A 25,153-nucleotide genomic window follows, 5' to 3' on the forward strand; every position below is an offset into this window, starting at 1 on the left:
GCGATCAGTCCTTCGCCAGCAGCAGCGCCGCTGCCATGGGGCCGCCACCCGATGTCGCCACAGCCACCTTCGGGTCGCCAGCGATCTGGCGCGCGCCGCCCTCTCCGCGCAACTGCACCACCGATTCATAGGCAAAGCCGAAGCCGTGCAGCCGTCCCCAGCCAAGCTGGCCGCCGCCGGTATTCATCGGCAATTCGCCGTCGAGCGCGATGCGCTTGCCGCCTTCGAGGAACTGGCCGCCTTCGCCGACATCGCAAAAGCCCAGCCCTTCGAGCCAGGTGATCGGCTGGAAGGCGAAGCCGTCATAAAATTGGACGGTATCGACATCCTTGGCCGTGTAGTCCGTGTTCTTCCACAGGTCGCGCCCGGTCGGATAGGCGCTCGCCCATTCGGCTTGGTCCCAGCTGTAGCGTTCGACCGATCCGGCGCTGGCGGCGATGCGGATCGGCGTCGTCTTCACCTCGTCCAGCGCATCGCCCGCCGACACGATCAGCACGGTCGAGGCATCGGTGAAACGATCGCAATCATAGAGGCAGAAAGGCGAACTGATCATCCGCGCCGCCATATACTCGTCCATGGTCAGCGGCTTCTTGACGATCGCGCGCGGATTGCGCGCGGCATTGGCATGATCGTTCAACGCCACCTGGGCGAGCTGTTCGCGGGTCAGGCCATAGCGCTTCATGTGGCGCATCGCGAATTGCGCGGTCCAGTTGGCGGCCGAAAAGGCGCCGAAGGGCGAGACCCATTGCGAATTGCCCGACACATCCTTGCGCCGTTCCATCGGCGGAAATTCTTCGGGGCGGGCCAGCGCCGCCGCTTCATAGACGGTACGGAAACACAGGACATGGCGGGCAAGGCCGGCCTTCACGGCCATTGCCGCCTCGGCGATCGCGCCCAGTTGTGCCGTCGCCTCGGCCGCGCCGATGTGCCAGCGTGTGTTGAGCCCCAATATCTCGATCACATCGTCGGCACTGACCGGCGAGAAGCCGAGGAAGGTCGACATCTTGCCGGGATAGGTGGCGACACCATCGATCTGGTCGAGCGTCAGGCCGGCGTCGGCAATCGCCTCGCGCACGGCGTCCAGCGTCAGGCCCAGCGGCGACCGGGTCAGCCGCACGCCGACCTCCGACATGCCGATGCCGGTGATATAGGCTTCGCGCGCCATGCTCATGCGACCTTCTCGAACAGGGGAAACCAGATGCCGTCCTGCTCCTCGAAGGTGACGCGGACGCGGTCATCCATGTCGACGGCATCGACTGGGCAGTTGACGATATTGGTGGTCAGATAGACGCCGGGCACATCGTCGAGCCGGACGCGGGCGATGACGAAGGGCACCTCCATATCCTTGGCCCAGGCCTGATAGTTGATCGTATAGGTATCGACCGCGCCGGTGCCGACGACCGCATGGGGGCCGACATTTTCCGACTGGCAATGGCGGCAGATCTCGCGCGGCGGATGGGTGAACTGGCCGCAATCGTCGCAGCGGGTGATGTTGAGCTTCCCCTCCGCCCCGCCTGTCCAGAAGGCGCGATTTTCCCGGTCGAGGCGCGGGCGCGAACGTTGCCAGACCATCAGACGTCCCAGACCAGGTTCAAGCTTTCGATGCCGATCACATGGCCGCCATGGAAGACCGTGGGCTTGGCCGGATCGAGCCGGAATTCGGGGAGACGCGCCAGCATCTCCTCATAGAGAACCTGCAATTCGACGCGCGCCAGGTGGGAACCCAGGCAGCGGTGCGGGCCGACGCCAAAGGCGATGTGAACATTGTTCTCGCGATCAAGATCATAGCTGTCGGGCTGCGGGAATTCCTTCGCATCGAGATCGGCAGCGGGCAGGAACAGCTTGAGCATGTCGCCGGGCATCATCTTGGCCCCGGCCAGTTCGGCCGGCTTCTTGATGACCCGCATCGGCACGGTGAAGGTATAGCGGCGCAGCATTTCCTCCGCCGCCTCGGCCACCAGCTTGGGCTCGGCCCGCAACTTCGCCTGCAATGGCAGGTCGAGCGCCAGGCCGCGCATGGCAAGGCCCATGCCGTTCATCACCGTGTCGAGACCTGCGATGAACAGCAGCACGCCGTAATTCTCCATGTCGGCAAGCGTGCTCGGCTGGCCGTCCACCTCCAGCTTCCACAGCATGGAAATGATATCGTCCTTCGGATTATCCCTGCGCTCCAGCACGGTATCCCGCATCGCCGCGGCAATGCGCTGCAAGCGGCGCATGGAGCCTTCGCGATCGGTATCGATCGCCTCCATATGCTCCTTCACGATCTGGCGATATTCCGGCAGCCGTTCCAGCGGCAGGCCCAGCATCTTGAGGAAGACCTGCACCGGCAGCGGCTCGGCCACCGTGCTCATGAACTCGCATTGGCCATCGGCCTTGATCGCGTCGATCAGCTCGCCGGCCAGTTCGCGGATGCTGTCCTTCAGGGCCGCGATCGTCTTGGGCGAGAAGACCTTCTGCAGCGGCTGGCGATATTTGGTGTGTTCGGGCGGATCGAGCGTGATCGGGATCGGCTGCGGGATATGCGGCGCGCCCGGCGGCAGCGAGGCGAGCAGCGCCTTCATCTTGTCGGCCGGCACGAATTCGCTGGAATAGGTCTCGGTATCGCGCGACGCTTCATAATTGGCGGCATGGGTCAGCGCGACCCAGCCGCCGCCATTGCGCGGCGTCCAGAAGACCGGCGGCGCCGTCTTCAGCAGGTCGAGGATGCGCGCATGCGGATCGGCCAGCAGGCCCGGATCGGCATGGACATCGAAATCATAGACGAGCGCGTCGGGCACATGGGCCGGCTGTGGCGCGGCGGGGCTCAAGGTGGCGTGGGCCATGATTCTCTCCGTCTTCCCTGCTGGGGCGGGCGCGTGCAGGACGCGTCCCTTCTTGTCGGACCCGTTTTGCCCGGCGGCCCGGCAAAGGCAAAGGGGCTGGGTGCGGTGATGCCAGATAACGCACCGACGATCCGCGCCGCGGCTCCGTATCGCGATGGCGATTGTGCCGGGCGCCACGTTGATCGGGGCCGTAATCTCCTTTCTAAGGAAGGTCAGAATAGCCGGAGAGGGCAGATGAGAATCCGCATCGAAAAGTCAGGCTGCGTGGGCAATGCCCGCTGCGCCGCCGTGTCCGAGGACATGTATCCGCTGGACGAGGACGGCTATATCGCGACCGAAGGTTTCGACGTGGCAGACGGTGAACAGCAGACCGCCAAGCGCGGCGCGCGCGCCTGCCCCGAACGCATCATCGTCGTCGAGGAAGATGATGGCAGCATCAGCTGGCCGCCCAAGGCCAAGGCATAATCAGAGAATCCGGGAGAGCGAGATGAGCGACATTTTGGGCTATAAGGGCAAGCGCGTGATCGTGAGCGGCTGCTTCTCCGGCATGGGGGAGGCGACCGCCAAGCTGCTGCTGGAGCTGGGCGCCGAGGTTCATGGCCTGGATTTCAAGGACAGCAGCCTGCCGCTCGCCTCCTTCACCAATGTCGACCTGCGCGATCCGGCCTCGATCGAGGCGGCGGTGGCCGGTATCGGCGGCAAGGTGGATGCGCTGTTCAACTGCGCTGGCCTGCCCCAGTCCTTCCCGCCGCTCGACGTCATGAAGGTGAACTTCATCGGCCTGCGCCACCTGACCGAACAGGTGCTGCCGCTGATGGGGCCGGGCGGCGCGATCGCCAGCATCGCCTCCACCGGCGGCCTGGGCTGGAGCCGCCGCATCCCGACCAACATGGAATTCGTCACCACCAAGGGTTATGACGCTGCCGTTGCCTGGTGCGAGGCGCATCTCGAGGACGTGGTCAAGGAAGGCTACAGCTTCTCCAAGGAGAATGTGATCGTCTGGACCCAGTATATGGGCGCGCATCTCATCAAGAAGGGCATCCGCATCAACTGCACCCTGCCCTCGCCCACCCAGACGCCGATGATGGCAACGTTCGAGGCCGCGTCCGGCAAGGATGTGGTCGCCGCCGCCGCCGAGCCGATGGGCCGTTACTCGACCCCGGCCGAACAGGCGGGCGGCATCGTCCTGCTGAACAGCGATCTGGCCGGTATCGTCAATGGCGTGGTCTTCCCGGTCGATGGCGGCTTCATGGGCGGCGTCGCCACTGGCCAGGTGGACCTCAGCGTCATGATGCGGCGTTCGGCGCCCGCCGAGGCCTGACCCCCATGAATTTCGACCTGACCGACGATCAGGAGATGATGCGCGACATGTTCGCGCGCTTCCTGGACGAACATAGCAGCATGGCGCGGGTCCGCGCCGCCGCGCCGACCGGCTTCGACCCCGCTTTGTGGCAGGGGCTGGCGGAACTGGGGGCGCTGTCGATCCGCGTGCCCGAAGAGGCCGGCGGGCTGGGCCTTGGCCTGTTCGACGCGACCATCCTGATGGAGGAAGCGGGCCGGACGCTGGCATCGGGGCCGCTGGCCGAAGCGCTGGTGGCGGCGCGCTTGCTGGCGCAGCTGGGCGGCGAGGCGACGGCCGACCTGCTCGGCCGGGTGCTGGCGGGCGATGCGGTCGCCAGCTTCGCCTTCGAGGATGTCGCGGACACGCCCGTCCAGTGGATTGGCGGTGGCCTGGTGGCCGAAGCGGTGCTGGCCCGGTCGGGCGAAGACATCATCCTCGTCACCGTGCCCGCAGAGGCACGCAAGGCGGAGGATAATCTGGCCTCCACCCCGATCGCGCAGATCGACCTGTCGGCGCATCCGCGCACGGTGCTGGCATCGGGGGCCGAGGCGCTGGCGACCTTCGCCGCCGGGATCGAGGAATGGAAGCTGCTGATCGCCGCCGGTCTGGCCGGCATCGGCCGCGAGGCGCTCAAGCTCGCCGCCGCCTATGCCTGCGAGCGCAAGCAGTTCGACCAATATATCGGCCAGTTCCAGGCCATTTCCCATCCGCTGGCCGATATTCTCTGCGAGATCGACGGCGGCAAGTTCCTGGTGTGGAAGGCGATCCGCGACCTGGCCGATGGCGCAGCCGAAGCCGGGGGCGCGATCTCGATCGCCGCCTGGTGGAATGCCAACAGCGCGGCCAAGGCGGTGGCGCAATCGCTCCACACCTTCGGCGGCTATGGCCTCACCACCGAATATGACATCTTCCTCTATAATCTGCGCGCCAAGGCCTGGCCGCTGATCGGCGGCGATCCGCAACGCTGGCTCGACGAGGCCGGACGCCGGCTCTACGCCGATGGGGCCGCCGCCCTGCCCGACGCCGGGCCGATGCCGGTCGATTTCGACCTGGGCGAAGCCGCGCAGACGATCAAGGACGAGATCAACGCCTTCTTCGCGGCCAATGTGACGCCGGAGATGCGGGCCACCTTCCACTATAGCTGGGAGGGCTATAACCCCGAACTCAACCGCAAGCTGGCGGCGCAGAATCTCCTCTATCTCGGCCTGCCCAAGGATGTCGGCGGTCGTGGCCTGTCCGCCTATGAAAAGACGGCGGCGATGGATGCGTTCGAGGAGCAGGGATATAACAACCCCGCCGCCAATGTGACGCAGATGGTGTCGCTCATCATCCACCGCTTCGGCACCGAGGAGCTGAAGCAGGCGGTGCTGCCGGAAATCATGCGCGGCGAGGTGATCTGTTCGCTCGGCTATTCCGAACCCGGATCGGGCTCCGACGTGTTCGCGGCGCAATGCCGCGCGACGCAGGAGGCGGATGGCAGCTGGCGGATCGACGGCACCAAGATGTTCACGTCGGGCGCCAACCTGTCCACCTATGTGCTGATGCTCTGCCGCACCAATCCGGACGTGGCCAAGCACAAGGGCCTCACCATGTTCATCGTGCCGCTGAAGGCCGATGGCGTGACGGTGCAGCCGGTCCACACCTTCCAGGACGAGCGCACCAACATCACCTTCTATGATGGCGTGCGCATCCCCGACAGCTGGCGACTGGGCGAGATCGACGGCGGCGTGCGCACCATGAGCGCCAGCCTGGAGCTGGAACATGGCGGCGGCTTCGCCAAATATCAGCGCAAGATGCTGCAGGCCGGCGAAGCCCTTTGTCGCGAACTTATCCACAGGGGCAGGCCGTTGATCGAGGATGGCGGCGCGCAGGCGCGACTGGCCCGCACCGCCGCCAATCTGTGGGCGTCGGAGCTGATCACCTATCGCGCCCAATGGGTCATGTCGGAAAAGAAACCGAACCATGCCTATGGCCCGATGGCCAAGATGTTCAGTTCGGAGAAGTTCCTGACCGACGCGCGCGACCTGCTCGATCTTACCGCCCCGGCCTCGCTGTCCAAGCGCAAGGGGCCGGCGGAGGAGATCAACATGTTCTATCGCCACGCCCAGGGATCGACCATCTATGGCGGCACCAGCGAGGTGCATCGCAGCATGATCGCGGAAAAGGGCCTGGGCCTGCCGCGCACCCGCGCCTGAGGAAGATCGCATGACGGACGAAGCCCCCCATCTGCTGACGCAGGAACAGGATGGCATCCTCATCGCCACGCTGAACCGGCCGGACAAGCTCAATGCCCTGTCGGCCGAGACGATGGCGCTGTTCGAGGCGGCGCTGATCCGCTTCCGCGACACGCCGGACCTGAAGGTGATGCTGGTCCGATCGACCGGCCGCTATTTCTGTTCCGGCGCGGACATGAAGAGCGGCGGGTCGCCCAGGGACTATCCCCGCACGCCCAGCGGCATCCGCGAAAATCACCGGCTCCAGCTCAACGGGATGCAACGCATCTATGACGAGATGGAGCATGTGGAAAAGCCGATCGTCTGCGCCATCCACGCCACCTGCGTCGGCGGCGGGCTGGAAATGGCGCTGTCCTGCGATTTCCGCCTGGCGGCCAGGTCGGCCGCCTTCTCCTTCCCCGAAGGGCTGTTCGGCGTGCTGCCGGCCTCCAACGGGGTCAGCCGCCTGACCCGCATCTGCGGCCCGCACTGGGCGCGCTGGCTGATCATGGGCAACCAGAAGGCCGATGCCGACCGTGCGCTCATCATGGGCCTGGTGCATGACGTGATGCCCGACGAGGGCTTCGAGGACGCAGCCCTGGCCTTCTGCCGTCACCTCACCAAGCAGAATGGCGAACAGATGGGTGCCGCCAAGATCGCGATCGAGCTGGCCGCCGAAGTCGGCCCGTCCATGGGTCGCCATGTCGAACGCATGGCCAACAGCGCGCTGATGCTGAACCCCGCCTATCTGGAGGGGATGGAACGCTATCTGAAGGGCATTGGCGGCAAGAAGGAATAGGAGTTCTTTTGGAGAAATGCGCCTCCGGCGCATCGGCACCAGCCCACACCCCCACCCGGCCTCCCATCAGGATACCATGTCTGGGCAGTCGGGTGGGGGTGTGGGCTGGTGCGGCAATCCGGCTACGGCCGGATTTTCCAACACATGCCAAGCGCCTTCATCTGTCCACACACTTATCCACAGCTTTTTCCACAGATAGGCGTGGGAAAAGCTGTGGATAACTTCTGTCGATAAGCCTGTGGATAAGTCGAACGCGCGCCGGTCTCAGGCGCGCGCGTCCCGCAGCATCGCGCGATAGTCGCGGATGCCCAGTTCCATCAGCCGCGCCTCGGCCCGCAGCAAATGGGTGCGCGCCAGCGGATGGGGGGAATGGAGAATATTCTGCAGCGCCATGTCGGTGGTGACGGTGACGACACGCTCCAGCCCGGTCATCAGCGCGGTGCCCATGCTGAACACCGGCGATCCGGCCTCTTCGCTGCCGCCATCCATCTGGTCGACCAGCAGCCGCATCACCGGCTGGGCGGCATGGACGCGATGCAGCATCATCCGCTCATTCTGGCGATCGGCCATATTGTTGCGCAGGTGGAGCAGCCGGGAATGCTTGACCCAGAAGCCATGATAGGCGGTGACGAAGGCCAGCGCCTTCTCGCCCAGTTCCTCCTCGCTCCATCGGGTCCGCAGCAGGCCGACATAGTCGGCCTCGGCCGTGGCCATCACCGGCTCCAGCACGGCGAGCAGCAATTCGGTGAGGTCGGAGAAATAATTATAGAGCGACGTCATGCCGAGCGACGCCTGACGCGCGACCGCGCTCAGCGAAATTTCGACATCCACCGGCCCCGCCAGCAATTCATTGGTCGCCGCCAGGATACGCTCGCGCGTGTCGCGCCCCTTGCGACCCAGGCGCTGGCCATTGAGATTATGGCTCAGCGCCTTGGTGGCCCGTCCCCGGCCCTTGGGTTCCGACGGCCCGTCCGCCGCAATCGATGCCTTTGCCGTCAAAACCCGTCCTATCCATGCCCCGTCGCGCGCCTCAGGCGGCGCGCCAGGCGATCAGCTTGGTTTCCAGGAACTCCTCGATCCCTTCGAGGCCCCATTCGCGGCCTACACCACTGGCCTTGTAGCCACCGAAAGGCAAGTCGCCGGCGATGCACATGCCGCCATTGACGCTGATCGATCCGCTGCGGATCTGCTTGGCGACATTGATCGCCCGGTCAAGATTGCCCGAACTGACGCCGCCCGACAGGCCATAGCTGCTTTCATTGGCGATGCGCACGGCATCGGCATCATCCTCGAACGGGATGACCACCAGCACCGGTCCGAAAATCTCTTCCTGGGCGATGCGCATGTCGTTGGTGACGTCGACGAAGCAGGTCGGCTCGATGAAATAACCCCCGCCCTTGTCCGGCCGCGCCTTGCCGCCCGCCAGCAGGGTCGCGCCCTCGGCCTGGCCGATATCGACATAGGACAGCACCCGCTCCATCTGCCGCTTGGAAATGACCGGCCCCATGATGTGCTGGGGATTGTCGAAATCGCCCCAATTGTCGCCGAAACTGGCATAGGCATGCTTGAGGATCGCCTTCGCCTCCTCATAGCGGCTGCGCGGCACCAGCAGGCGCGAATGGACGGCACAGCCCTGGCCGGCATGGAAGACCAGCATGGTCTGGGCGACGTCCATCGCGAAATTGGCGGAATCGTCGAGCACGATCTTCGCCGACTTGCCGCCCAGTTCCAGGAAGACGCGCTTCAGCGTGGCAGCGCCCTGTTCCATGATGCGCTTGCCAACGCCCGTCGATCCGGTGAAGGAGACAAGATCGACGCGCGGATCGGTGACCAGCATCTCGCCGGCCAGTGCCGGGTCGCTGCCGAACACGACATTGATGACGCCGGCGGGGAAGCCCGCCTCCGCCGCCAGTTCGCCGAAGATCGCGCCCATGCCAGGCGTGTTGGGCGCGGGCTTCAGGATCACAGTGCAGCCGGCCAGCAGCGCGGCCACGACCTTGCCGACATTCACATAGAGCGGCACGTTCCACGGCGTGATCGCCGCAACCACGCCGACCGGCTCATAGACCGCCTTGCGCAGACTTTCGAAGCCATAGCCGGTGCGGCCGCCATAATCCTTTTCCCATTCCAGCTTGGGAAAGACGGCGAGATAATCGTCCCAGCCGTCGAGCGCCATGTCGCCATGGGCACGGCCGACCGCGCCCATGGCGGCGCCGGCCTCATGCCGGGCCAGATCCGACAGCCGTTCCTTGTTCGCCTGGAACAGGTCGCGCAGCTTCGTCACCAGCGCGACGCGCAGGTCGACATTGGTCGACCAGTCGGTTTCGTCAAAGGCGCGGCGGGCGGCGACGATCGCGGCCTCGACATCGGCGGGCGAGGCATCGGCGGCGGTGCCGACCGGCTCGCCGGTCCAGGGGCCGATCACGTCAAAGGTCTTGCCGCCTTCGGCACCGCGCAGCACGCCGTCGATATAGAGCTTGGCTTCGGGAAGAGTGGCCATGATCGCCTTCCTGTGGATAACTTCTGTGGATGTTGTGGATAAGTCGCCCGGTCAGCGCTTGCGCGCGCTCAGGGCGACCGATCCGATGTGCAGGTCCGCCGGCATGTCGAGCACGGCGCGGAAGACGTCGGTGACCGAATTATAATGGCTGATGCCGCGCTCGCGCAGATTGAGGCCGACCTTGGCATTTTCCTGGGCGAAGCGGATCGCGACATCCATCGGCCAGCTGCTGCCGGTCTTGGTCTCATCCATCATCATGCCGGCCTGGACCACGGTGACGCGCACGCCCTCGGGCTCCAGTTCGCGCGCCCACATGTCCGACATCAGTTCCAGCCCCGCCTTGCCGCCGGCATAGAGCCACAGCATCGGCATTTTCAGCGGCACGGATTCGCTGGTGACATTGATGATATGGCCGCCCCCGCGCAGCAGCGGCAGCGCCTCCCGCGCACAATGGATCGGGCCGGCGACATTGGTGGCGAGCGATGCTGCGATCTGCTCGTCGCGCACTTCGGCCAGGGTGAAGGGTTCGTAGATGGCGGCGTTGTTGATCAGCACGTCGACCTTGGGGTGGCGCTGCGCGATCGCGGCAAAGGCGGCGCGGACGGAATCGGGATTGCCGACATCGCATGCCAAGGCGAAATGGGATTCGCCCAGTTCCTGCGCGACCGCCTCGACCTTCGACAGGGTGCGGCCCAGCAGGATGACGGTTTCGCCATCGCGCGCGAACCGCCGCGCCAATGCGCGTCCCAGCCCGTCGCCCGCACCGGTAATGACGATGACCTTGCTCACCTCTCGCTCCACCTGTTCTTTTCAAACTTCATGCTAATAGCGCATGGCTTCCTCGGCCGGGCAAGGCCATGCCGCATCGCGCTTGCGATGGTTCCCCGCCTCAGCCTGCCGGCCGGGCAAAATCGGCCGGATAGACGGACAGGTCGCCATCATAGGCGATGCCGCCGGGCCAGAAGCGGGTGCCGCTGACCCTGGCGAAATAATGGACCGTGCGGGCGAAGGAGCCGGCCGAGGAGCGCGGCTGGAAGGCGACGCCGCTGGGGCTGACGCCACGCGCGCGCGCACTGAAATCCTTGACCGTGAACAGCAGGTCGTCGGTCTGCTGGGCGCAGAAGACCAGGTCGCTGCCGGGACAATAGCGGCGCGGCTCGACCTGCAAAGGCGACAGCCGGCCGCGCTTCATCGCCACCTTGCCCGGCACGCGCGTCACTTCGGGACCATGAACCGTTTCATACCAGTGATGATATTCCGCCTCCCGCCCGGCGACGAAATTGGCGAGGATGATCGAGACCCCGGAAAAGGGCTGATCGGCCTGGTGATTGGGGCTGGAAACCCAATCGGAATACATGGCGTAGCTGTGGATGCGCTCGCTTTCGTCGCTGTCGTCGATCAGCCCCGCGTCGCGCGCATCGGCCAGCAAGGGCGCAAGCGCGGGCAGGTCGATCTCCGTCGCGGCATAGTCGAACTCATAGACCGACAGGAAGCGCCAGGGCTGAGGAATGTCGGGCATGATCTGCTGCGGCGTGACTTCATAGCGATCGGCCGAACGAAAACCCCGCAGCCGGGTCAGATCCTGCTGATGCGCGCCGTCGAACCAGCGGGCATAATCCTCCGCGCGGCCGGCCGCGACATTGTGCAGATGGATGGTGGTATACAGGCTCATTCCTCGTCCCCGGCTGCCCGGCCGGCTGGTCCCGACCCTGTGTGCGGCGGCAATCCAGCATGGATGCCCCGGACATGCCAGAGCCGCCGGCCAATGATCGCCGGGGCATTGAGAGGCGGATGCGAATTGACCCTGTCGGCAGCGCTCCGCATCCTCACGCGGCAATCATGCCGGAAGGACGCGTGATGACCGACCCCGTAGCCGCGCCCCGCTTCGCCCTGTTCCGCGCGAAGGACGCGACCGATTTCGAGGAAAGCGGCCTGATGGCGACGGTGCCGCCGACGCCGATCGAGATGGCAGGATCGATCGCCGCGGTCGAGGCCGGCATGCTGGAAGGCACGCGAGTGAAGCTGCTCTTTTCCATGCCGGGTCTCAGCCTCACCCATGCCTGGTTCCGCAGCGGCTTCCCGCTGCCGCGCCACAGCCATGATGTCGACTGCCTCTATTTCATCCTCGCCGGATCATTGCGCATCGGCACGGAGGAACTGGGCGCGGGCGACGGCTTCTTCGTCGGCGCCAACGTCCCCTACACCTATGTGCCCGGCGACCAGGGCGTCGAGGTGCTGGAATTTCGCGGTTCCGACAGCTTCGACATCAGGATGCTCGCCAACAACCGCGCCTATTGGGACCGGGCGGTGGCGCAGGTTGCGGCGCAGCGCACGCATTGGACAGGCGAGACGCCGCCGTCGGGCCTGTCCTTCGGACCCGAAGCCGGCGGCGGATAGGGGCGATCAGCCCCGGCCGTTTGCCGCCTCATGCGCGGCCAGGCGGCGCCCGGTCACCAGCGTCTGGCCGACGAACAGGATGATCAGGATCACCCCGACCGTGCCGACGAAGATGTCGAAGCCGGACCAGCGCCCGAACAGGCCGGGCTTGTCGCCCAGCACCATCATCATCACCGTCAGCGCGATCAGCATCAGCCGCAATTCGGTGGGGCCGGCCGACAGATAGGAGAGCTTGAACTCCCCCAGCACGCGGGCGGAGAGATAGGCGTGGATCGACAGCAGCAGATAGCCGGCAAGCGCCACAAGCGCGACATCCATGGTGACATAGGGGCTGAGGCCGATGCCGGCGAGGATCAGCAAGGTCACCAGGCCATCGCAGCTATGGTCGATGAAATAGCCATAGGAGGGCCGTTCGATCCGGCGGTAGCGCGCCAGGCTGCCATCCATGGAATCGCCGAACCACTGGATGACATAGCCCAGGATCGCGAGCAGCAGCCAGGATGCACCGACATTGCTGGCGGTATAACCGATGAAGGTCATCAGCGCGCCGATCAGCCCCAGCAGGGTCAAAAGGTCCGGCGTGACCTGTCGCGGCATATGCGCGCACAGCCAGGTGAGAAGCTGGCGTTCGGAGCGTGCCAGGAAATTTTGCTGGATGCGGTCCAGCGTCGTGGCCGCATCATGTCTTTGATCTGTCATGATCCCTTATCGAGGAGATATGTGGCGCGGACAAGGCAACATCCCCCACGCATGACGACAGGGTGCCCGCCTTCCCGTTCAGGCCGGCGGCGCCTTCATGTCAATCGCCAGCCGGGTGAGGCGGGATCGGGCGATCCGCCAGTGGCCGTCTTCGCGGCGATATTGTTCATGATAATGGCCATGGCCGATCAGGCTGCGACCATCGGGCCAGACCAGATGGTCCTGCATCGCCCAGATGGCGGTCGCTGCATCGCCGTTGATGGCGATTTCGGGCGAATGGACATGATGGACCGTGCGCGCGGCGTCGATCGAGGCGCGGACGCTGGCGATCGCACCGTCGCGCCCCTCCAGCAGCGGCCCGCCCGATCCGGTCGCGTCGAGCCGGAAGTCGGGCGTGAACAGCGCGGCAAAGCCATCCCAATCCTTGGTATCGAGCAGGCGACAATAGCGCGCCTTCACATTGGCGATGGCCAGCCAGTCGGCGAAATCGGGCGCGGCCATCAGAAACGGAACCCGCGCATCTGGTTGCCGCCGTCGCACAATATCACCTGATTATTGATGAAGCTGCCCTCGTCGGAGGCGAGGAACAGGCCGAGATTGGCGATATCCTCGGCCGTGCCCTGGCGCTTGACCGACTGCATGCCCTTCAGCCGTTCCCAATTGTCGGCGGCAACGCCGTCCTGCGCCGCCTCGGTCGCCATCAGGCCCGGCGCGATGCCGACGCAGCGTATCTCGTCCTGGCCGAACTGCATCGCCATCGCATGGGTGAAGATGTTGAGCGCGGCCTTGGTGATGCCATAGGCGGTGGCCGGATTGTAGCTGGCCATCGACGACTTGTTGATGATGACGCCCTTCGCCTTCGCCAATGCCGGCCGCAATGCTTCGGCCAGCAGCAGCGGGCCGATGGTGTTGACCGCGAAATAATGCTGCCACTTGGCCTGGCCCAGGCCGAAGAAGCCGCGCGCAATCTCGCCCAGATGCAGGCCGGCATTGTTGATCAGCACGTCGAGCCGGTCATGGACGGCCAGCACATCGGCGGCGAAGGCCTGGATATCGGCTTCATCGCTCATGTCGACGCGGTGGACGGTGGCAGTCACGCCAAGCTGTTCGACCAGCGCCTTGCTCTCGGCCAGCCCCGCGTCGTTGATGTCGGCCAGGATCAGATGCGCGCCCTCGCCGCCAAAGGCGAGCGCATAAGCGCGCCCCAGCCCCGCCGCGCCGCCCGTTACCAGCACGGTCTTGCCCGCGAAACGTCCCGCCATCCTCTGCCTCCTATTCTGGTTGAAACCCTATCGCCCGCGCAGATAGGCCATGGCGGCGCGTGCAGCCGCCAGCCCATCCTGGGGATTATCGACCTCGACATAGCCGGTCACGCGGGTCAGCCGGGCGATCCGCGGCATCAGCGCGGCATAGCCCATCTCGCCACTGCCGGGCGTGACCGCATGGTCGGTGATCGCCGTGCCATGGTTCCGGTCGATATCCTTCAGATGCATCGACACCACGCGCGGTCCCAGCGCCGCCAGCAGATCGAGCGGCGCCACGCCGGCATACCAGGCCCAGGCCAGGTCGATTTCGAACGAGAGCAGGTCCGGCGCGATCCGGCTGGCCATCAGGTCGAGCGGCCGGTCGCCGTCGATCGGCATCAGATCATACCAGTGATTATGATAGGCGAGCGTCAAACCGGCCGCCTTCGCCTTTTCCCCCAGCGCCGCAAGCTGCGGGATATAGGCGTCGAGCGCAGCGCGGGTTGTCTGGCCGAGGGTGCGGCTGGCGATGAAGATCGGCGCAGTGGTCAGCGCGACGATGTTCGCGCCGATCGCCGCCGCCTGATCGAACTGCCGGTCATAGTCCGCGCCGCGCACGCCGAGCCGGACCACGCCCACCGTCATGCCGGCGTCGCGCACCATGCGGGCCTTGTCCTGCGGCGTCGGTTCGGACGGGTCGTTGGCGACATAGGAAGCGAGGCGGAAGCCGAACAGGCCATAGCCCATTGCCGCCACGGCGCGCAGCGTGCCGGCATAGTCACGCGCCAGTTCCTTGCGCACGGTCGTGTCGGCCAGGCCAAGCGTCGATGCGCGACGCTTCGCCGCCGCGTGGCCCGGCAGCAACAAGGCCGCGCCACCGCCCAGCAGCAGCGACCGGCGACCAAGGCATTGCGTTGCCCGCAATGGCCCGGCCGGATCGGTCACGCCGCCTCGACCTCCAGCCGCTTGACCACCAATGCCTTGAGATCGGCGGTCTTGATCTTGGCACTGCCGGTCAGTTCCAGATCGCTCTCGGCAAAGAAGAGGACGCGGCGAGGCACCTTGAAGCTGGCCAGTTGCTCCCTGGCGAAGCCGCGAATGCCGTCCTCGTCCAGCGTGGCATCCGCATGCGGGACGATGCAGGTGACCACCAGTTCGCCCAGCGTCTCATGCGGCACGCCCACGGTCTGGGTCACCTTCACCCCCGGACAGGTCTTGATGACGCTGTCGATCTCGATCGGCGAGACATTGGCGCCGCCGGTCTTGATGATGTCGTTGAGCCGCCCTTCCCAGTGCAGCCGCCCCTCCGTATCGAACCAGCCGCCATCGCCGGTGCGGAAGAAGCCCTCGCCATCGACCGAGTCGTCGAGCGGAATGCCGACATAGCCCAGCATCAAGGTCGGTCCCTTGACCGCGATCTCGCCCCGTTCACCGAGCGGCACGACCGCGCCGGTCAGCGGATCGACGATCTTGAAGATATTGCCGGGCAGCGGCGCGCCATGGCTGCCGGCGATCCGCTCTTCGGGCGTGCCGGACGGAAAGATCGAGCTGATCGTAAAGGTTTCGGTATTGCCATAGGCGGCCATCGGTTCCTGCCAGTCGGTGCTGACGGTCGGATGGCGGCCGAGCGGATTGGCCGGATTGACATAATAGAGCGAGGACAGGTCAACATCGGCCCAATTGGGTGCGGCTTCCAGCTGCGCCCATTGATGCGGCCAGGCAAAGGCCATGGTCGCCTTTTCCGCTTCCATCAGGCTCAGCGCTTCCGCCGGCTGGAAGGTCTGTTGCAGGATCAGGCTGCCGCCGCCGGTCAGCGCGCCGCCGATCGCCATGCAGAAATTGCCCGACCAGAAGAAGCCATTGGCCGACCAGGCGCGGGCGTCGGGCTTCGCCTGCAGGAAGCGTTTCCAGCGCCAGAGCTGCAGGGTCGGGCCGCGATGCGCGCTGATGATGCCCTTGGGCTTGGCAGTGGAGCCGGAGGAGAAGAAGAGCACGCCCGGATCGGCCGGCATGACGGTGGCGGCGGTTGCGTCGACCAGCGCCTGATCGACCGCGTCACCACGCGCGAGGAAGTCGTTCCAGCCCTCCATCCGGCCCATCGCTCCGTCGACCGCAGCGAGATGGCGCAGAAAGGGGAAGCGGGTGGAGACCAGTCGCCCCTCGCCCGCGACGCCGATCGCCGGTTCCAGATCGGCGAGGATCGCGCCGAAATCCTTCTTCAGGACCGCGCGTTCGAGCAATAGCACGGAGCAGGCCGAGGACTGGACCAGATGGTCGAGCTCGGCCGGGGTCGAGAAGGTGCTGAGCGTGGCGGCGACGCCGCCCGCCAGCGCCACGCCGAACACCGCCGAAAGGAATTCCGGCCGGTTGGTCATCAGCACGCCGACGCGCGTGCCCTTGCCCACGCCACAGGCGACCAGCGACCGGGCGACCGCATTGGCCTGCGCCCACAGATCGTCATGGCTCCAGCGGACCACGCCATCGGGCCCGTGGAAGACCAGCGCCTCCCGCCCGGCATGAGCCTGCGTGACCTCACGCAGCCAGCCGCCGAGCGTCAGCGTGCCAAGGCCCTCCTCTTCCGACAGAGGCGGGCCGGCGACGATCGAGAGCGCAGCCATCGGCTTAGCGGTTGACGTCGACGATGACGCGGCCGCGCACCTTGCCGGCGAGCAGGTCGGCGGCGACGCCGATCGCATCGCCGAGCGAGATTTCCTGCGCGATCACCTCCAGCAGTGCCGGGTCGAGATCCCGCGCCAGCCGCGCCCAGGCGGCGAGGCGCACGGGCTTGGGCGCCATCACGCTGTCGACGCCAAGCAGGCGCACACCGCGCAGGATGAAGGGCATGACGGTTGCCGGGAAATCGGCGCCCTGGGCAAGGCCACAGGCCGCGACCGCGCCGCCATAGCGGGTCTGGGCACAGGCATTGGCGAGGGTGAAGCTGCCGACCGAGTCGACCACGCCGGCCCAGCGTTCCTTCTGCAGCGGCTTGCCCTTTTCCGACAGTTCGGCGCGGTCGATCACGCCGTCGGCGCCCAGCGTCTTGAGATAGTCGCCCTCGGCCGACTTGCCGGTCGAGCCGATCACGGTGAAGCCCGCCTTCTTGAGCAAAGCGACCGCGACGCTGCCGACGCCGCCGGTGGCGCCGGTGACGAGGATTTCGCCCTGATCGGGGGTCACGCCCGCCTTCACCAGCGCCTCGACGCAGAGCGCCGCGGTATAGCCGGCCGTGCCGATCGCCATCGCCTGGCTGGGCGTGAAGGCGCTGGGCAGCGGCACCAGCCAGTCGCCCTTCAGCCGGGCAACCTGGGAGAGGCCGCCCCAATGGCCCTCGCCCACGCCCCAGCCGTTCAGCACCACCTTGTCGCCGGCCTTCCAGTCACCATGGTCGGAACTGCGGACGGTGCCGACCAGGTCGATGCCGGGCACCATCGGAAATTTGCGCACCACCGGCGAGGCGCCGGTGATCGCCAGGCCATCCTTGTAGTTCAGGGTCGAATAATCGACGTCGATGGTCACATCGCCCTCGGGCAGCTGCGCCTCATCGACCTGCGCGAGCGACACGCTCTGCTTGTCATCGGTCTTTTCGATCAGGATGGCGGAAAACATGCGGTCGGTCCTTCTTGAAGAGAGAAAGGGAAATCGGGCAGCCTATCCTTGGGCAACCCTGGGGAGCGGCGCGAGCGGACGGCCGAGCCGCTCGGCAATGTCGGGGAATTTGTCGCTGCGCATCGATCCGAACATGCACAGGCGCAGGCATTCCTGGGCGAGGCGACGGCCAAGGGTCCGCCGTTCCTCCTCTTCGCGCGCATGGCTGCGCGCCCAGATCGGCCAGAGAAAAGCACCGGCCAGCATCAGCACCGACAGGACTTCGGCATCGACGCCGTCTTCGGCGAGATCGCTGTTGGCGAAGCGCTGGAGCGAGCCTTCATATTCGCGCCAGAAGGGATCGGCCATCGGATCAGGCGAGGCCAGAAGCTGGAGCAGCCAGATGCGACAAAGCTCGGGATTGTCCATCGCAAACAGGGCCAGCCGATCGGTGGTGTCGGCAATGTCGACTTCCTCGACCCGACGTTCGCCGATCGTCTCGGGATCGCCGAAGACCGAACGGAACATGCGCTCGGACACCCAGTCCGCGGTCGCCTCGATCAGCTTCTCGCGGGTTTCGAAATGCTGATAGGCGGTGCCGCGATTGACGCCGGCGAGATGGGCGACTTCCGACAGGCTGACGCCATCCGGCCCATCCTTGGCCAGCAGCGCACGGGCTGCTTCCAATATGGCCTCGCGGGTCGCCACGGGATCGCGGGCGCGCCTTTTCCGAATGTCCGTCATGCTGCCTCACCTAGGTTGATCGTTCAGGGCCTATAATGATCAGCCCTGTTGATCGGCTCCATCCCTGCCCGCTCCGGGGCCAGAGTCAATCGCTGCGGCCCGGCGGCCGCGCCCTCATCGCTCCCGCGAAGGCCATGGCCCCAAACGCCGATCGGCCGGGCAACCCCCTGGGGCTGCCCGGCCGATCGTCTGGCCCTTGGCGCGGATGGATCAGCGCGAACCGAAGGCGAAGCGCAGATTGACGCCAAATTCGCGCGGCGGGGTGACCGTGGCACCGGTATAGGTGCTGGTATAGGTCGCCGCGGCGGTGGTCGCGCCGGTCGCGGTGAAGCCGGTGATCTGCTGATAGCCGGTGAAGAGCGGCGTGGTCCGCGTCAGCACCTTGGTCGTGTCGAACAGATTCTTGGCGAACAGCGAGATTTCCCAGCCGCCATCGGGATCGCGGATACCGGCATAGAGGTTGACCAGCGCATAGGCGCTGACATCGTCATAATTATTGCCCGGATCGCCCTTCGACTTGCCGTTATAATTGACGAGGCCACGGATGAAGCCGTCGGTCTTGCCCGAAATGCTGGTGTGGAACTCGCTCTGCAGTGTGGCGGTAATCGGCGGCAGGAAGGCCGCACGCTGGTTCACCTGACAAGCAGAGAGATTATCGGCGCCGACCGCACCCTGCAGCTCCGCCAGGCTGGGCGCATTGCCGACCGGATCGGGGATGCCATCGCCGTTGAGGTCGTTGCACGGGATGGTGCCGTTCTTGATCTTGCCAAGCGAATAGCTGCCGGTCAGATTGACGTTCCAGCTGCGGGTGATGTCGAAGCCCAGTTCGCTTTCCACGCCGTTCACCTCGACCGGGACAGCGCCCACGAAGTTGAACGAGCCGACCTGCTGCGCGGTGCCGGTCACCTGGCCGGCCGCATTGCGGACGGCGACGGTGTTCACATAGTAAACACCGTTGTTGGGCACGCGATAGGGGAAGTTCTTGTACTTCTGGTGATAGGCGGTGACGTTGAAGCGCATCCGCCCGCCCATCAGCGTGCTCTTGAAGCCCAGCTCATAGGATTTGGAGGTTTCGGGCGGCAGGTCGAGGAAGGACCGCTCCAGCGCCGACGGCGCGATGTTGAAGTCGCCGACCACGTTGATGCCCGGACGGAAGGAACTGCCGGTGGCGGCATAGACCAGGAAGTCCGGCGTGAAATTATGCTTGATCGACGCGCTGTAGATCAGCTTGTCGGTATCCTGCGAGTCCGCGGCAATGGTGTTGCCGTTGACCGCCAGATAGTTGTTCGACTTGTACTTGATCTGGCGCAGGCCGCCCGACAATTCGGTCGCCTCGCCGAAATGGGCGGTCAGGTTGCCGAAGAAGGACTGTTCGTGCGACTTGCCGGTGCGATCGATCTCGGTCTGCACGATCGAGGCAATCCGACCGCCAAGCGCCGCAGGCAGGCGCACGATCGTCGGCGAGGTCAGGTGGGTCGGCGGGTTGAGCCGGTCGTCGAAGAAGCCGATGACATAGTCGAACATGTCGAAGACACGCTCTTCATTCTGCAACCGGATTTCATGCGAGGTTTCCTTGGCCACCGTGTCGGTGACCTGGTTGACGTCGCGGCCGACGAAGAAATTGCCATCGTCGACATTGTCGGTCGAATGGAATTTCTGCTTGGTATACATGCCCTGATAGATCAGGCGCTGGCCGGCAAAGGCCAGTTCCGACCGCCAGTTGAAGATGTCGAAGCGCTGGTTGATGATGCGCGGCTGTTCCTGGATCGACAGGCGATCCTTGGCCGTGATCAGCACCGGGCTGGGCGTGGCGTCGGGATTGGCCTCGCTGAAGGAAATCGCCTGGTCATAGGTCCGCGCATCGCGGTCCATATATTGATAGGTGCCCTCCAGCTTCAGCCAGTCGGTCGGCTCGATCGTACCGACGATACGCGTGCTCTTGGTGCGCGACCAGGGGCTCGGCCCGCCGCTGAGCGGCCGCACGCGATCGGCATCATCCTCGTTCCAGACGCCCGACACGCGGATGCCGGCGATCCCTTCGATGATCGGCAGGTTGAGCCCGCCCTTGAAGTTGAGCGTGCCGATATCGTTGCCGGTCCAGTCGATGAAACCGCCAAACTGGTTGAGGTCGGGCTTGCGCGTGGTGATGGTGATCGAACCCGACGGAGAGGCGCGGCCGCGCAGCGTGCCCTGCGGTCCGCGCTGCACTTCGATCTGGCCGATGTCGTACATCTGCTGCAGCACGGCGCCCGGCGAGAGCGGTGCGTCGTTGAAGTAGAATTGGATGGTGCCGCTGTTGCCGCTGGCATTGGCGTCGAAATTCACGCCGCGCAGGCGCGCATTGCCGCCGATGCCATTGGCATTGTTGGTCAGTTCGAGGCCCGGCGCCAGCGCCTGGACCTCGTTGAAGGTGCGGATGTTGAGGTTGCCGATCGCCTGTTCGGTGACCGCGTTGACCACCGCGGGCACGTCCTGAATGTCCTCGCCGCGACGACGCGCCTCGACGATGATGATCTGGGCGTCGAAACCAGTGTTGCTGGTTGCAGCCTGCTCCTCGGGCGCCTGGGCAAGAGCCGGCGTCGCGATGGTGAGTGCCGCGACACTCGCGCCGATCAAATAATAGGCCGACATGCGATTCATAAGTGAAGCCTCCCCAAATAAACATCATGTTGACTATTGAGTCACCATTGATGCAGTGATCTTTTTTGCTTTGGTTGATTCTCGTTATGCCTGATATTGGCGGCCCGAGAAGCCCGGCCGCCTTGCAGATGGCGACATATCGCCATCGCGATTCCACCAGATCGTCACTGATCCCCCAGGCGATTTGCGCCTGCCCATTCCCCCTGCATGATCGCCAGCCGATGGCGCATGAGAGGGGAGAGCGCAATGGACATGCAAATGACGGGCAGGGTCGCGATCGTGACCGGCGCGACCGCCAATATCGGCCGCGCCATCAGCCTGGGGCTGGCGGCCGAAGGGGTTAAGCTGGTCGCGGTGGGGCGCGATCAGGCGGCCGGCGCCCGGCTGGTGGAGCAGGCGATCGCCACCGGCGCGCAGGACGCCCATTTCGTGGCGGCCGACCTCAGCGATCCGGCCGCGCCGGGGCAGATACTGGCGGCGGCTTCCGCGCTGGGCGAGGTCGCGATCCTGGTCAACAATGTCGGCGGCAATATCGGCGCGGGATTCTTCGTCGATTCCGATCCGGCGAGTTGGGCCGGCGACATCGACCTCAACCTCGGCACGCTGTTGCGCATGACCCATGCGGCACTGCCCGGCATGATCGCGCGCAAGGCGGGCGCGATCGTCAATATCGGTTCCACCGCGGGAATCGTCGGCGACTATATGCTGCCAGTCTATTCGGCGGCCAAGGCGGCAGTCCACGGCTTTACCAAAGTGCTGGCCAAGGAAGTCGGGCCGCACGGCATCCGCGTCAATTGCGTCGCCCCCTATGGCACCGTGTCGCGCGATCCCGCCGCCTTCTCCAGCGGCAGCCGATTCCACCCCGATCGCAACTTCTTCGGCCGGGCCTTTGCCAGCACCAGCCCGAAGGACATGGAGAAGCGGTCGCGCCAGACGGTGCTGGGCCGCCCCGTCGCCTTTGCCGAGGAAGTCGCCTCACTCGCCGTCTATCTGGCGTCGGACCAGGCCGGCTTCATCACCGGCCAGGTCTATCCGGTCGACGGCGGCAGCCTGCTGTGAATCAGGCGTCGGGCGGGCCGAAGCGGAAGATCGTCATCTTGTTGCCGTCCAGATCGCGGAAATAGGCGCCGTAAAAGCCGTTGGGATCATCGCCACGAATGCCGGGCTTGCCCTCGCACTTGCCGCCCAGTTCGAGCGCGCGGGCATGGACCGCATCGACCTGTGCCCGGCTGTCCGCCTGGATGCCGACCTGATTGCCATTGCCCGGCGTTGCATCCCCCTCGAACGGGATGCCGATCAGCAGCATGCCGCCCTCGGCCGTCTTGTAGGCGACCAGATCGGGCCGGTCATAGGCGCGGACCGCGCCCAGCAGTTCGGCAATGCCGTCATAGAATGTCTTCGCACCATTCAGGTCGCGGGTGCCGAAACGGGCCATGCTGATCATCTGTCACTCTCCTTTACAGGCCGCCCATGCCGCGCCAGCGGTCCGGCCCCATCCACACATATTCGACATAATGGCCGAGCCATTCGCGCGTATCGAGATAGACGAATTCCAGCATGCCCGGCGTCCCGCCCTTGAGCACCACCGGATAGGGCTGCGCCTCGACCCGCGCCATGAAGGCGGCCCAGTCATCGACCCGGTTGCAGATATGGTGGAAGACCAGCCGATCATCGTCGGGCAGCGCATCGCGATAAAGCGCCAGCACATCGCCCGATATCGGCTGGATCAACTCGAACTGCATGTCGTCGACCCAGACGAAGGCGAGCTTCTGCACCCCCTGCCCCTCACCCTGCGGCGTCCAGAGCTGCACCGGCACCTCGATTTCGGACAGGGAGCGGATATCCGCCTGGTCGCGGAACTGGGCGACGGCCTTGTCGACATTGCGGGTGACATAGGCGTTCTGGAAATGATGACCGGTCAGCATGGCTCAGCCCTCCCGCGCGACGTCATAGCGCGACAGATAACGCTCGAAATGCGGCGCCAATTGCTCCACCGACAGGCCATATTGGGCGAGCTTATAGTCGTGGCGACCGAACTTGCCCTGCGGATTGTCGTCCAGCCAGGCCTGCATCGCGGCTTCCGCCTGCGGCGTGAAATCATCGCCCAGCGCGGCATAGAGCCGCCGCATCGTGCCGATCGGATCGCTGGTGAGATCGGCATAATGGACGTCGACCATGCTGTCCTCGCCCAGCCGCTCGCGCGCATCCATGATCCGGTCGGCATGCAGCTTCGCCTGATAGGTGCAATTTTCCGCCAGCCATTCCGGATCGACCCGGCCGGTAAAGGCCATCTGCCCCAGGCTGATGATCGAGCAGAAGCTGCCCATGGCGGTATAGGGATCGCGATGGGTCCAGATGAAGCGGGCGTCGGGATAGATTTTGCGGATCGTCTCGATCCACAGGCTGTGGCTCGGCATTTTGAGGTTCCACACGCCCGGCGCATCGGCCTGCAGCAATTGCAGGAAGCGTTTGTGATAGGCGTAAGCCGACGTCATGTCGGTCGAGAACAGCCAGTCGCGATAATTGGGCAGCTTTCCCCGCGATTCCAGCGCCAGCGCCTTGAAATCATGCGCCATGAAGAAGATGCATTCATTGGGATAGACGGCCGAATTGCGATAATATTTGCCCATTTCCGGCCGGGCGGCGAGCATCGCCTTTTCCTGTTCCAGCCGGGCGATGGCACGCGGATCGCTCTTGAGCGTGGCGCTGGTCGCCGGCGGTACCGGCTCGTCAATCTCCCAGGTCAGCGGCGATCGCCGGGCCGGATCGCAGGCGAGCAGATTGCTGAGCAGGGTCGTGCCGGTGCGCGGAATGCCGAAGACGAAGACCGGCCGTTCGACCGGCCGTTCCAGCAGTTCGGGCCGCTGCGCCAGATAGTCGGTGGTCCTGAGGCGATTGGACAGGAGGTCGACGACATTGGCCTCCATCCGCGCGTGGCCGCTGTCCGACAGGCCGGCCTGGTTCGCGTCGGCCAGCAATATGTCCAGCCCTTCGCGATAGCTGTCGGAATCGAAGCGATCGAGGCCGGTGGCCTTGATCGCACGGTCGATCAGCGCGTCGGCAACCAAAGCAGCGCCCATGGCATGTCTCTCCTGATGTCTTTTGCCGCCATCATGGGCAGCAGGGCGATGCGCGCCAATGCCACCCGATGAAGCGGCCCGGCCGCACTATCGATATCGGGCCATATCAGAAGCGCGCAGCCACCCCCTATCGCGGGCGCGATGTCAGATGCTGGCGAAACTGGCGCGGCGTCGCCCCGGTGGCGCGGCGAAAGGCGAAGGCGAAGCTGGAAGGCGAGGCGAATCCGAGCGCGAAGGCAATCTCCTTGATGCTCTCGCTCGACCCCAGATAGCGTTTGGCGACATCGATCCGGCACTGGACGATATAGTCGCCGATCGAACAGCCCCGGCTGGCGCGGAAGCCGCGCGTCAGTTGCCGCACCGACAGGTTGCACAGAGTCGCCAGCTCCTCCAGCGAGGGCGACGCGCCGCCCAGTTGCAGCCGCTCGTCGATCCGCCGCAGCCGCCAGGTGGCAAGCCCTCCGGTCGCCGGTCCCTCGGCGATCGCCTGGCAATAGCGCGCCACCTCGATCGCCAGTTGCCCGGCGATCAGTTCGGTCAGCACGATGCTGCCCGGCCCCGGCCGGTTCACCTCCTCCGCCAGGCGGAACAGGCAGGCGCGCATATGCGGATGGGCGATGTCGAGACAGGCCGCGAGCCGACTGTCGGTCCATTCGATCGGGCCGTCGAGCCAGCGGTCGATCGCCTCCGCCTTGATCTCGCACACGACCGAAGACTGACTGCCCTGCCCTTCGGTCCGCAACCGCAAGGCCTGCCCCGGCGGCACCAGGAAAATCTCGCCCAGCCGCTCATAACGATGCGGCCCCCAATGCTCGGCATAGCAGCCGCGCACCCGCTCGGGCCGGGGGGTCAGGCACATGTCGAGCCAATAATGGCGCTCGCGCCGGAAAATGCGGTCGGTCGGCCCCGCCAGGTCGAGCCGCATGATCCGCGCCTGCGCCTGCGGCACCGCAATCTCGGCCTCGAAAACCGACTTGGCATAGGATTCCGCCATCGCTCCCCCGCTCTCTGGCCATGTTTGGCCCTATCGCTGCACTATGGCTCATTCTCGATAGTCTGGTCAATTGCGTCGGCGCCGGAGTCGC

The 25,153-nt window shown here is 65.3% G+C and carries 25 protein-coding genes; 6 read left to right on the forward strand and 19 right to left on the reverse strand.

Annotation, left to right across the window (positions count from 1 at the left end):
• Window positions 1-4 precede the first annotated feature (4 nt).
• From E5554_RS02030 to E5554_RS02040, 3 genes are read right to left on the reverse strand one after another with little or no spacing between them, the layout of a single operon-like run.
• Complete coding sequence (locus E5554_RS02030; protein WP_136185825.1) at window positions 5-1,171, reverse strand: thiolase family protein; 1,167 nt, start codon at window positions 1,169-1,171, stop codon at window positions 5-7.
• Window positions 1,168-1,572, reverse strand: a complete 405-nt coding sequence (locus E5554_RS02035) for an OB-fold domain-containing protein (RefSeq protein WP_136185826.1) — start codon at window positions 1,570-1,572, stop codon at window positions 1,168-1,170. Before E5554_RS02035 ends, E5554_RS02030 begins: the two co-directional genes overlap by 4 nt.
• Window positions 1,572-2,825 carry a cytochrome P450 gene (locus E5554_RS02040; protein ID WP_010336460.1) on the reverse strand — a complete coding sequence of 418 codons (1,254 nt, stop codon included), beginning with the start codon at window positions 2,823-2,825 and terminating at the stop codon, window positions 1,572-1,574. Before E5554_RS02040 ends, E5554_RS02035 begins: the two co-directional genes overlap by 1 nt.
• Before the next feature lie 234 nt (window positions 2,826-3,059).
• On the opposite strand from E5554_RS02040, the gene E5554_RS02045 reads away from it, so the two are divergent.
• The 4 genes from E5554_RS02045 to E5554_RS02060 are packed head-to-tail and all read left to right on the forward strand — an operon-like array spanning window position 3,060 to window position 7,179.
• Window positions 3,060-3,290 (forward strand): ferredoxin, encoded by a 231-nt coding sequence (locus tag E5554_RS02045; RefSeq protein ID WP_004209034.1) that lies wholly within the window; start codon window positions 3,060-3,062, stop codon window positions 3,288-3,290.
• Between the two features lie 22 nt (window positions 3,291-3,312).
• Window positions 3,313-4,146, forward strand: a complete 834-nt coding sequence (locus E5554_RS02050; RefSeq protein WP_136185827.1) for a coniferyl-alcohol dehydrogenase — start codon at window positions 3,313-3,315, stop codon at window positions 4,144-4,146.
• Window positions 4,147-4,151: 5 nt separating this feature from the next.
• Window positions 4,152-6,362, forward strand: coding sequence for an acyl-CoA dehydrogenase (locus E5554_RS02055; RefSeq protein ID WP_136185828.1), 2,211 nt, complete (start codon window positions 4,152-4,154; stop codon window positions 6,360-6,362).
• Between the two features lie 10 nt (window positions 6,363-6,372).
• Window positions 6,373-7,179, forward strand: coding sequence for an enoyl-CoA hydratase/isomerase family protein (locus tag E5554_RS02060; RefSeq protein ID WP_136185829.1), 807 nt, complete (start codon window positions 6,373-6,375; stop codon window positions 7,177-7,179).
• 264 nt (window positions 7,180-7,443) lie between these two features.
• Here the strand turns inward: E5554_RS02060 and E5554_RS02065 are convergent, their stop codons facing one another.
• From E5554_RS02065 to E5554_RS02080, 4 genes are all read right to left on the reverse strand, one after another.
• Window positions 7,444-8,178, reverse strand: coding sequence for a transcriptional regulator (locus tag E5554_RS02065; protein ID WP_010336464.1), 735 nt, complete (start codon window positions 8,176-8,178; stop codon window positions 7,444-7,446).
• 31 nt (window positions 8,179-8,209) lie between these two features.
• Window positions 8,210-9,679, reverse strand: a complete 1,470-nt coding sequence (locus E5554_RS02070; RefSeq protein WP_136185830.1) for an aldehyde dehydrogenase family protein — start codon at window positions 9,677-9,679, stop codon at window positions 8,210-8,212.
• 51 nt (window positions 9,680-9,730) lie between these two features.
• Window positions 9,731-10,468 (reverse strand): SDR family oxidoreductase, encoded by a 738-nt coding sequence (locus E5554_RS02075; protein WP_136185831.1) that lies wholly within the window; start codon window positions 10,466-10,468, stop codon window positions 9,731-9,733.
• A gap of 100 nt (window positions 10,469-10,568) precedes the next feature.
• Window positions 10,569-11,351: a hypothetical protein gene (locus E5554_RS02080; protein ID WP_136185832.1), complete on the reverse strand. Its 783-nt coding sequence runs from the start codon at window positions 11,349-11,351 to the stop codon at window positions 10,569-10,571.
• 185 nt (window positions 11,352-11,536) lie between these two features.
• Here E5554_RS02080 and E5554_RS02085 point away from each other — a divergent pair, with 185 nt between their 5' ends.
• The gene (locus tag E5554_RS02085) at window positions 11,537-12,076 is read left to right on the forward strand and encodes a cupin domain-containing protein (RefSeq protein WP_136185833.1); all 540 of its coding nucleotides are present in this window, start codon (window positions 11,537-11,539) and stop codon (window positions 12,074-12,076) included.
• 6 nt (window positions 12,077-12,082) lie between these two features.
• On the opposite strand, the gene E5554_RS02090 is transcribed toward E5554_RS02085, so the two are convergent.
• The 8 genes from E5554_RS02090 to E5554_RS02125 form a co-directional block, all read right to left on the reverse strand.
• Window positions 12,083-12,775, reverse strand: coding sequence for a CDP-alcohol phosphatidyltransferase family protein (locus E5554_RS02090; RefSeq protein ID WP_017501849.1), 693 nt, complete (start codon window positions 12,773-12,775; stop codon window positions 12,083-12,085).
• Between the two features lie 78 nt (window positions 12,776-12,853).
• Window positions 12,854-13,276 carry a nuclear transport factor 2 family protein gene (locus E5554_RS02095; protein WP_136185834.1) on the reverse strand — a complete coding sequence of 141 codons (423 nt, stop codon included), beginning with the start codon at window positions 13,274-13,276 and terminating at the stop codon, window positions 12,854-12,856.
• Entirely contained in the window at window positions 13,276-14,037 is a 762-nt protein-coding gene (locus tag E5554_RS02100; protein WP_069338578.1) for an SDR family oxidoreductase, read from the reverse strand. Before E5554_RS02100 ends, E5554_RS02095 begins: the two co-directional genes overlap by 1 nt.
• Before the next feature lie 27 nt (window positions 14,038-14,064).
• Window positions 14,065-14,964, reverse strand: coding sequence for a TIM barrel protein (locus E5554_RS02105; protein ID WP_136185835.1), 900 nt, complete (start codon window positions 14,962-14,964; stop codon window positions 14,065-14,067).
• A complete protein-coding gene (locus E5554_RS02110) occupies window positions 14,961-16,637 on the reverse strand; it encodes a class I adenylate-forming enzyme family protein (protein WP_136185836.1) in 1,677 nt (558 codons plus the stop codon). The genes E5554_RS02105 and E5554_RS02110 overlap by 4 nt, the downstream gene beginning before the upstream one ends.
• Window positions 16,638-16,641: 4 nt before the next feature.
• On the reverse strand, window positions 16,642-17,625 hold the full coding sequence (locus E5554_RS02115) for an MDR family oxidoreductase (RefSeq protein ID WP_017501844.1): 984 nt from the start codon (window positions 17,623-17,625) through the stop codon (window positions 16,642-16,644).
• Between the two features lie 42 nt (window positions 17,626-17,667).
• Window positions 17,668-18,348, reverse strand: coding sequence for a TetR/AcrR family transcriptional regulator (locus E5554_RS02120; RefSeq protein WP_136185837.1), 681 nt, complete (start codon window positions 18,346-18,348; stop codon window positions 17,668-17,670).
• A 210-nt stretch (window positions 18,349-18,558) separates the two neighbouring features.
• Window positions 18,559-20,988: a TonB-dependent receptor gene (locus E5554_RS02125; protein ID WP_136185838.1), complete on the reverse strand. Its 2,430-nt coding sequence runs from the start codon at window positions 20,986-20,988 to the stop codon at window positions 18,559-18,561.
• Window positions 20,989-21,246: 258 nt separating this feature from the next.
• On the opposite strand from E5554_RS02125, the gene E5554_RS02130 reads away from it, so the two are divergent.
• A complete protein-coding gene (locus E5554_RS02130) occupies window positions 21,247-22,047 on the forward strand; it encodes an SDR family NAD(P)-dependent oxidoreductase (RefSeq protein WP_247594356.1) in 801 nt (266 codons plus the stop codon).
• Between the two features lies 1 nt (window position 22,048).
• Here E5554_RS02130 and E5554_RS02135 read toward each other — a convergent pair whose 3' ends face one another.
• The 4 genes from E5554_RS02135 to E5554_RS02150 all read right to left on the reverse strand — a co-directional run bounded on the left by E5554_RS02135 (window position 22,049) and on the right by E5554_RS02150 (window position 25,062).
• Entirely contained in the window at window positions 22,049-22,432 is a 384-nt protein-coding gene (locus tag E5554_RS02135) for a VOC family protein (protein ID WP_099231316.1), read from the reverse strand.
• 13 nt (window positions 22,433-22,445) lie between these two features.
• Entirely contained in the window at window positions 22,446-22,913 is a 468-nt protein-coding gene (locus tag E5554_RS02140) for a VOC family protein (RefSeq protein WP_136185840.1), read from the reverse strand.
• A gap of 3 nt (window positions 22,914-22,916) precedes the next feature.
• The gene (locus tag E5554_RS02145) at window positions 22,917-24,068 is read right to left on the reverse strand and encodes a sulfotransferase (RefSeq protein WP_136185841.1); all 1,152 of its coding nucleotides are present in this window, start codon (window positions 24,066-24,068) and stop codon (window positions 22,917-22,919) included.
• A 127-nt stretch (window positions 24,069-24,195) separates the two neighbouring features.
• Window positions 24,196-25,062 carry an AraC family transcriptional regulator gene (locus E5554_RS02150; protein ID WP_136185842.1) on the reverse strand — a complete coding sequence of 289 codons (867 nt, stop codon included), beginning with the start codon at window positions 25,060-25,062 and terminating at the stop codon, window positions 24,196-24,198.
• Between the last annotated feature and the right edge of the window lie 91 nt (window positions 25,063-25,153).

The sequence above is a fragment of the Sphingobium sp. PAMC28499 genome, assembly GCF_004795815.1.
GTDB classification, from domain to species: Bacteria; Pseudomonadota; Alphaproteobacteria; order Sphingomonadales; family Sphingomonadaceae; genus Sphingobium; species Sphingobium yanoikuyae.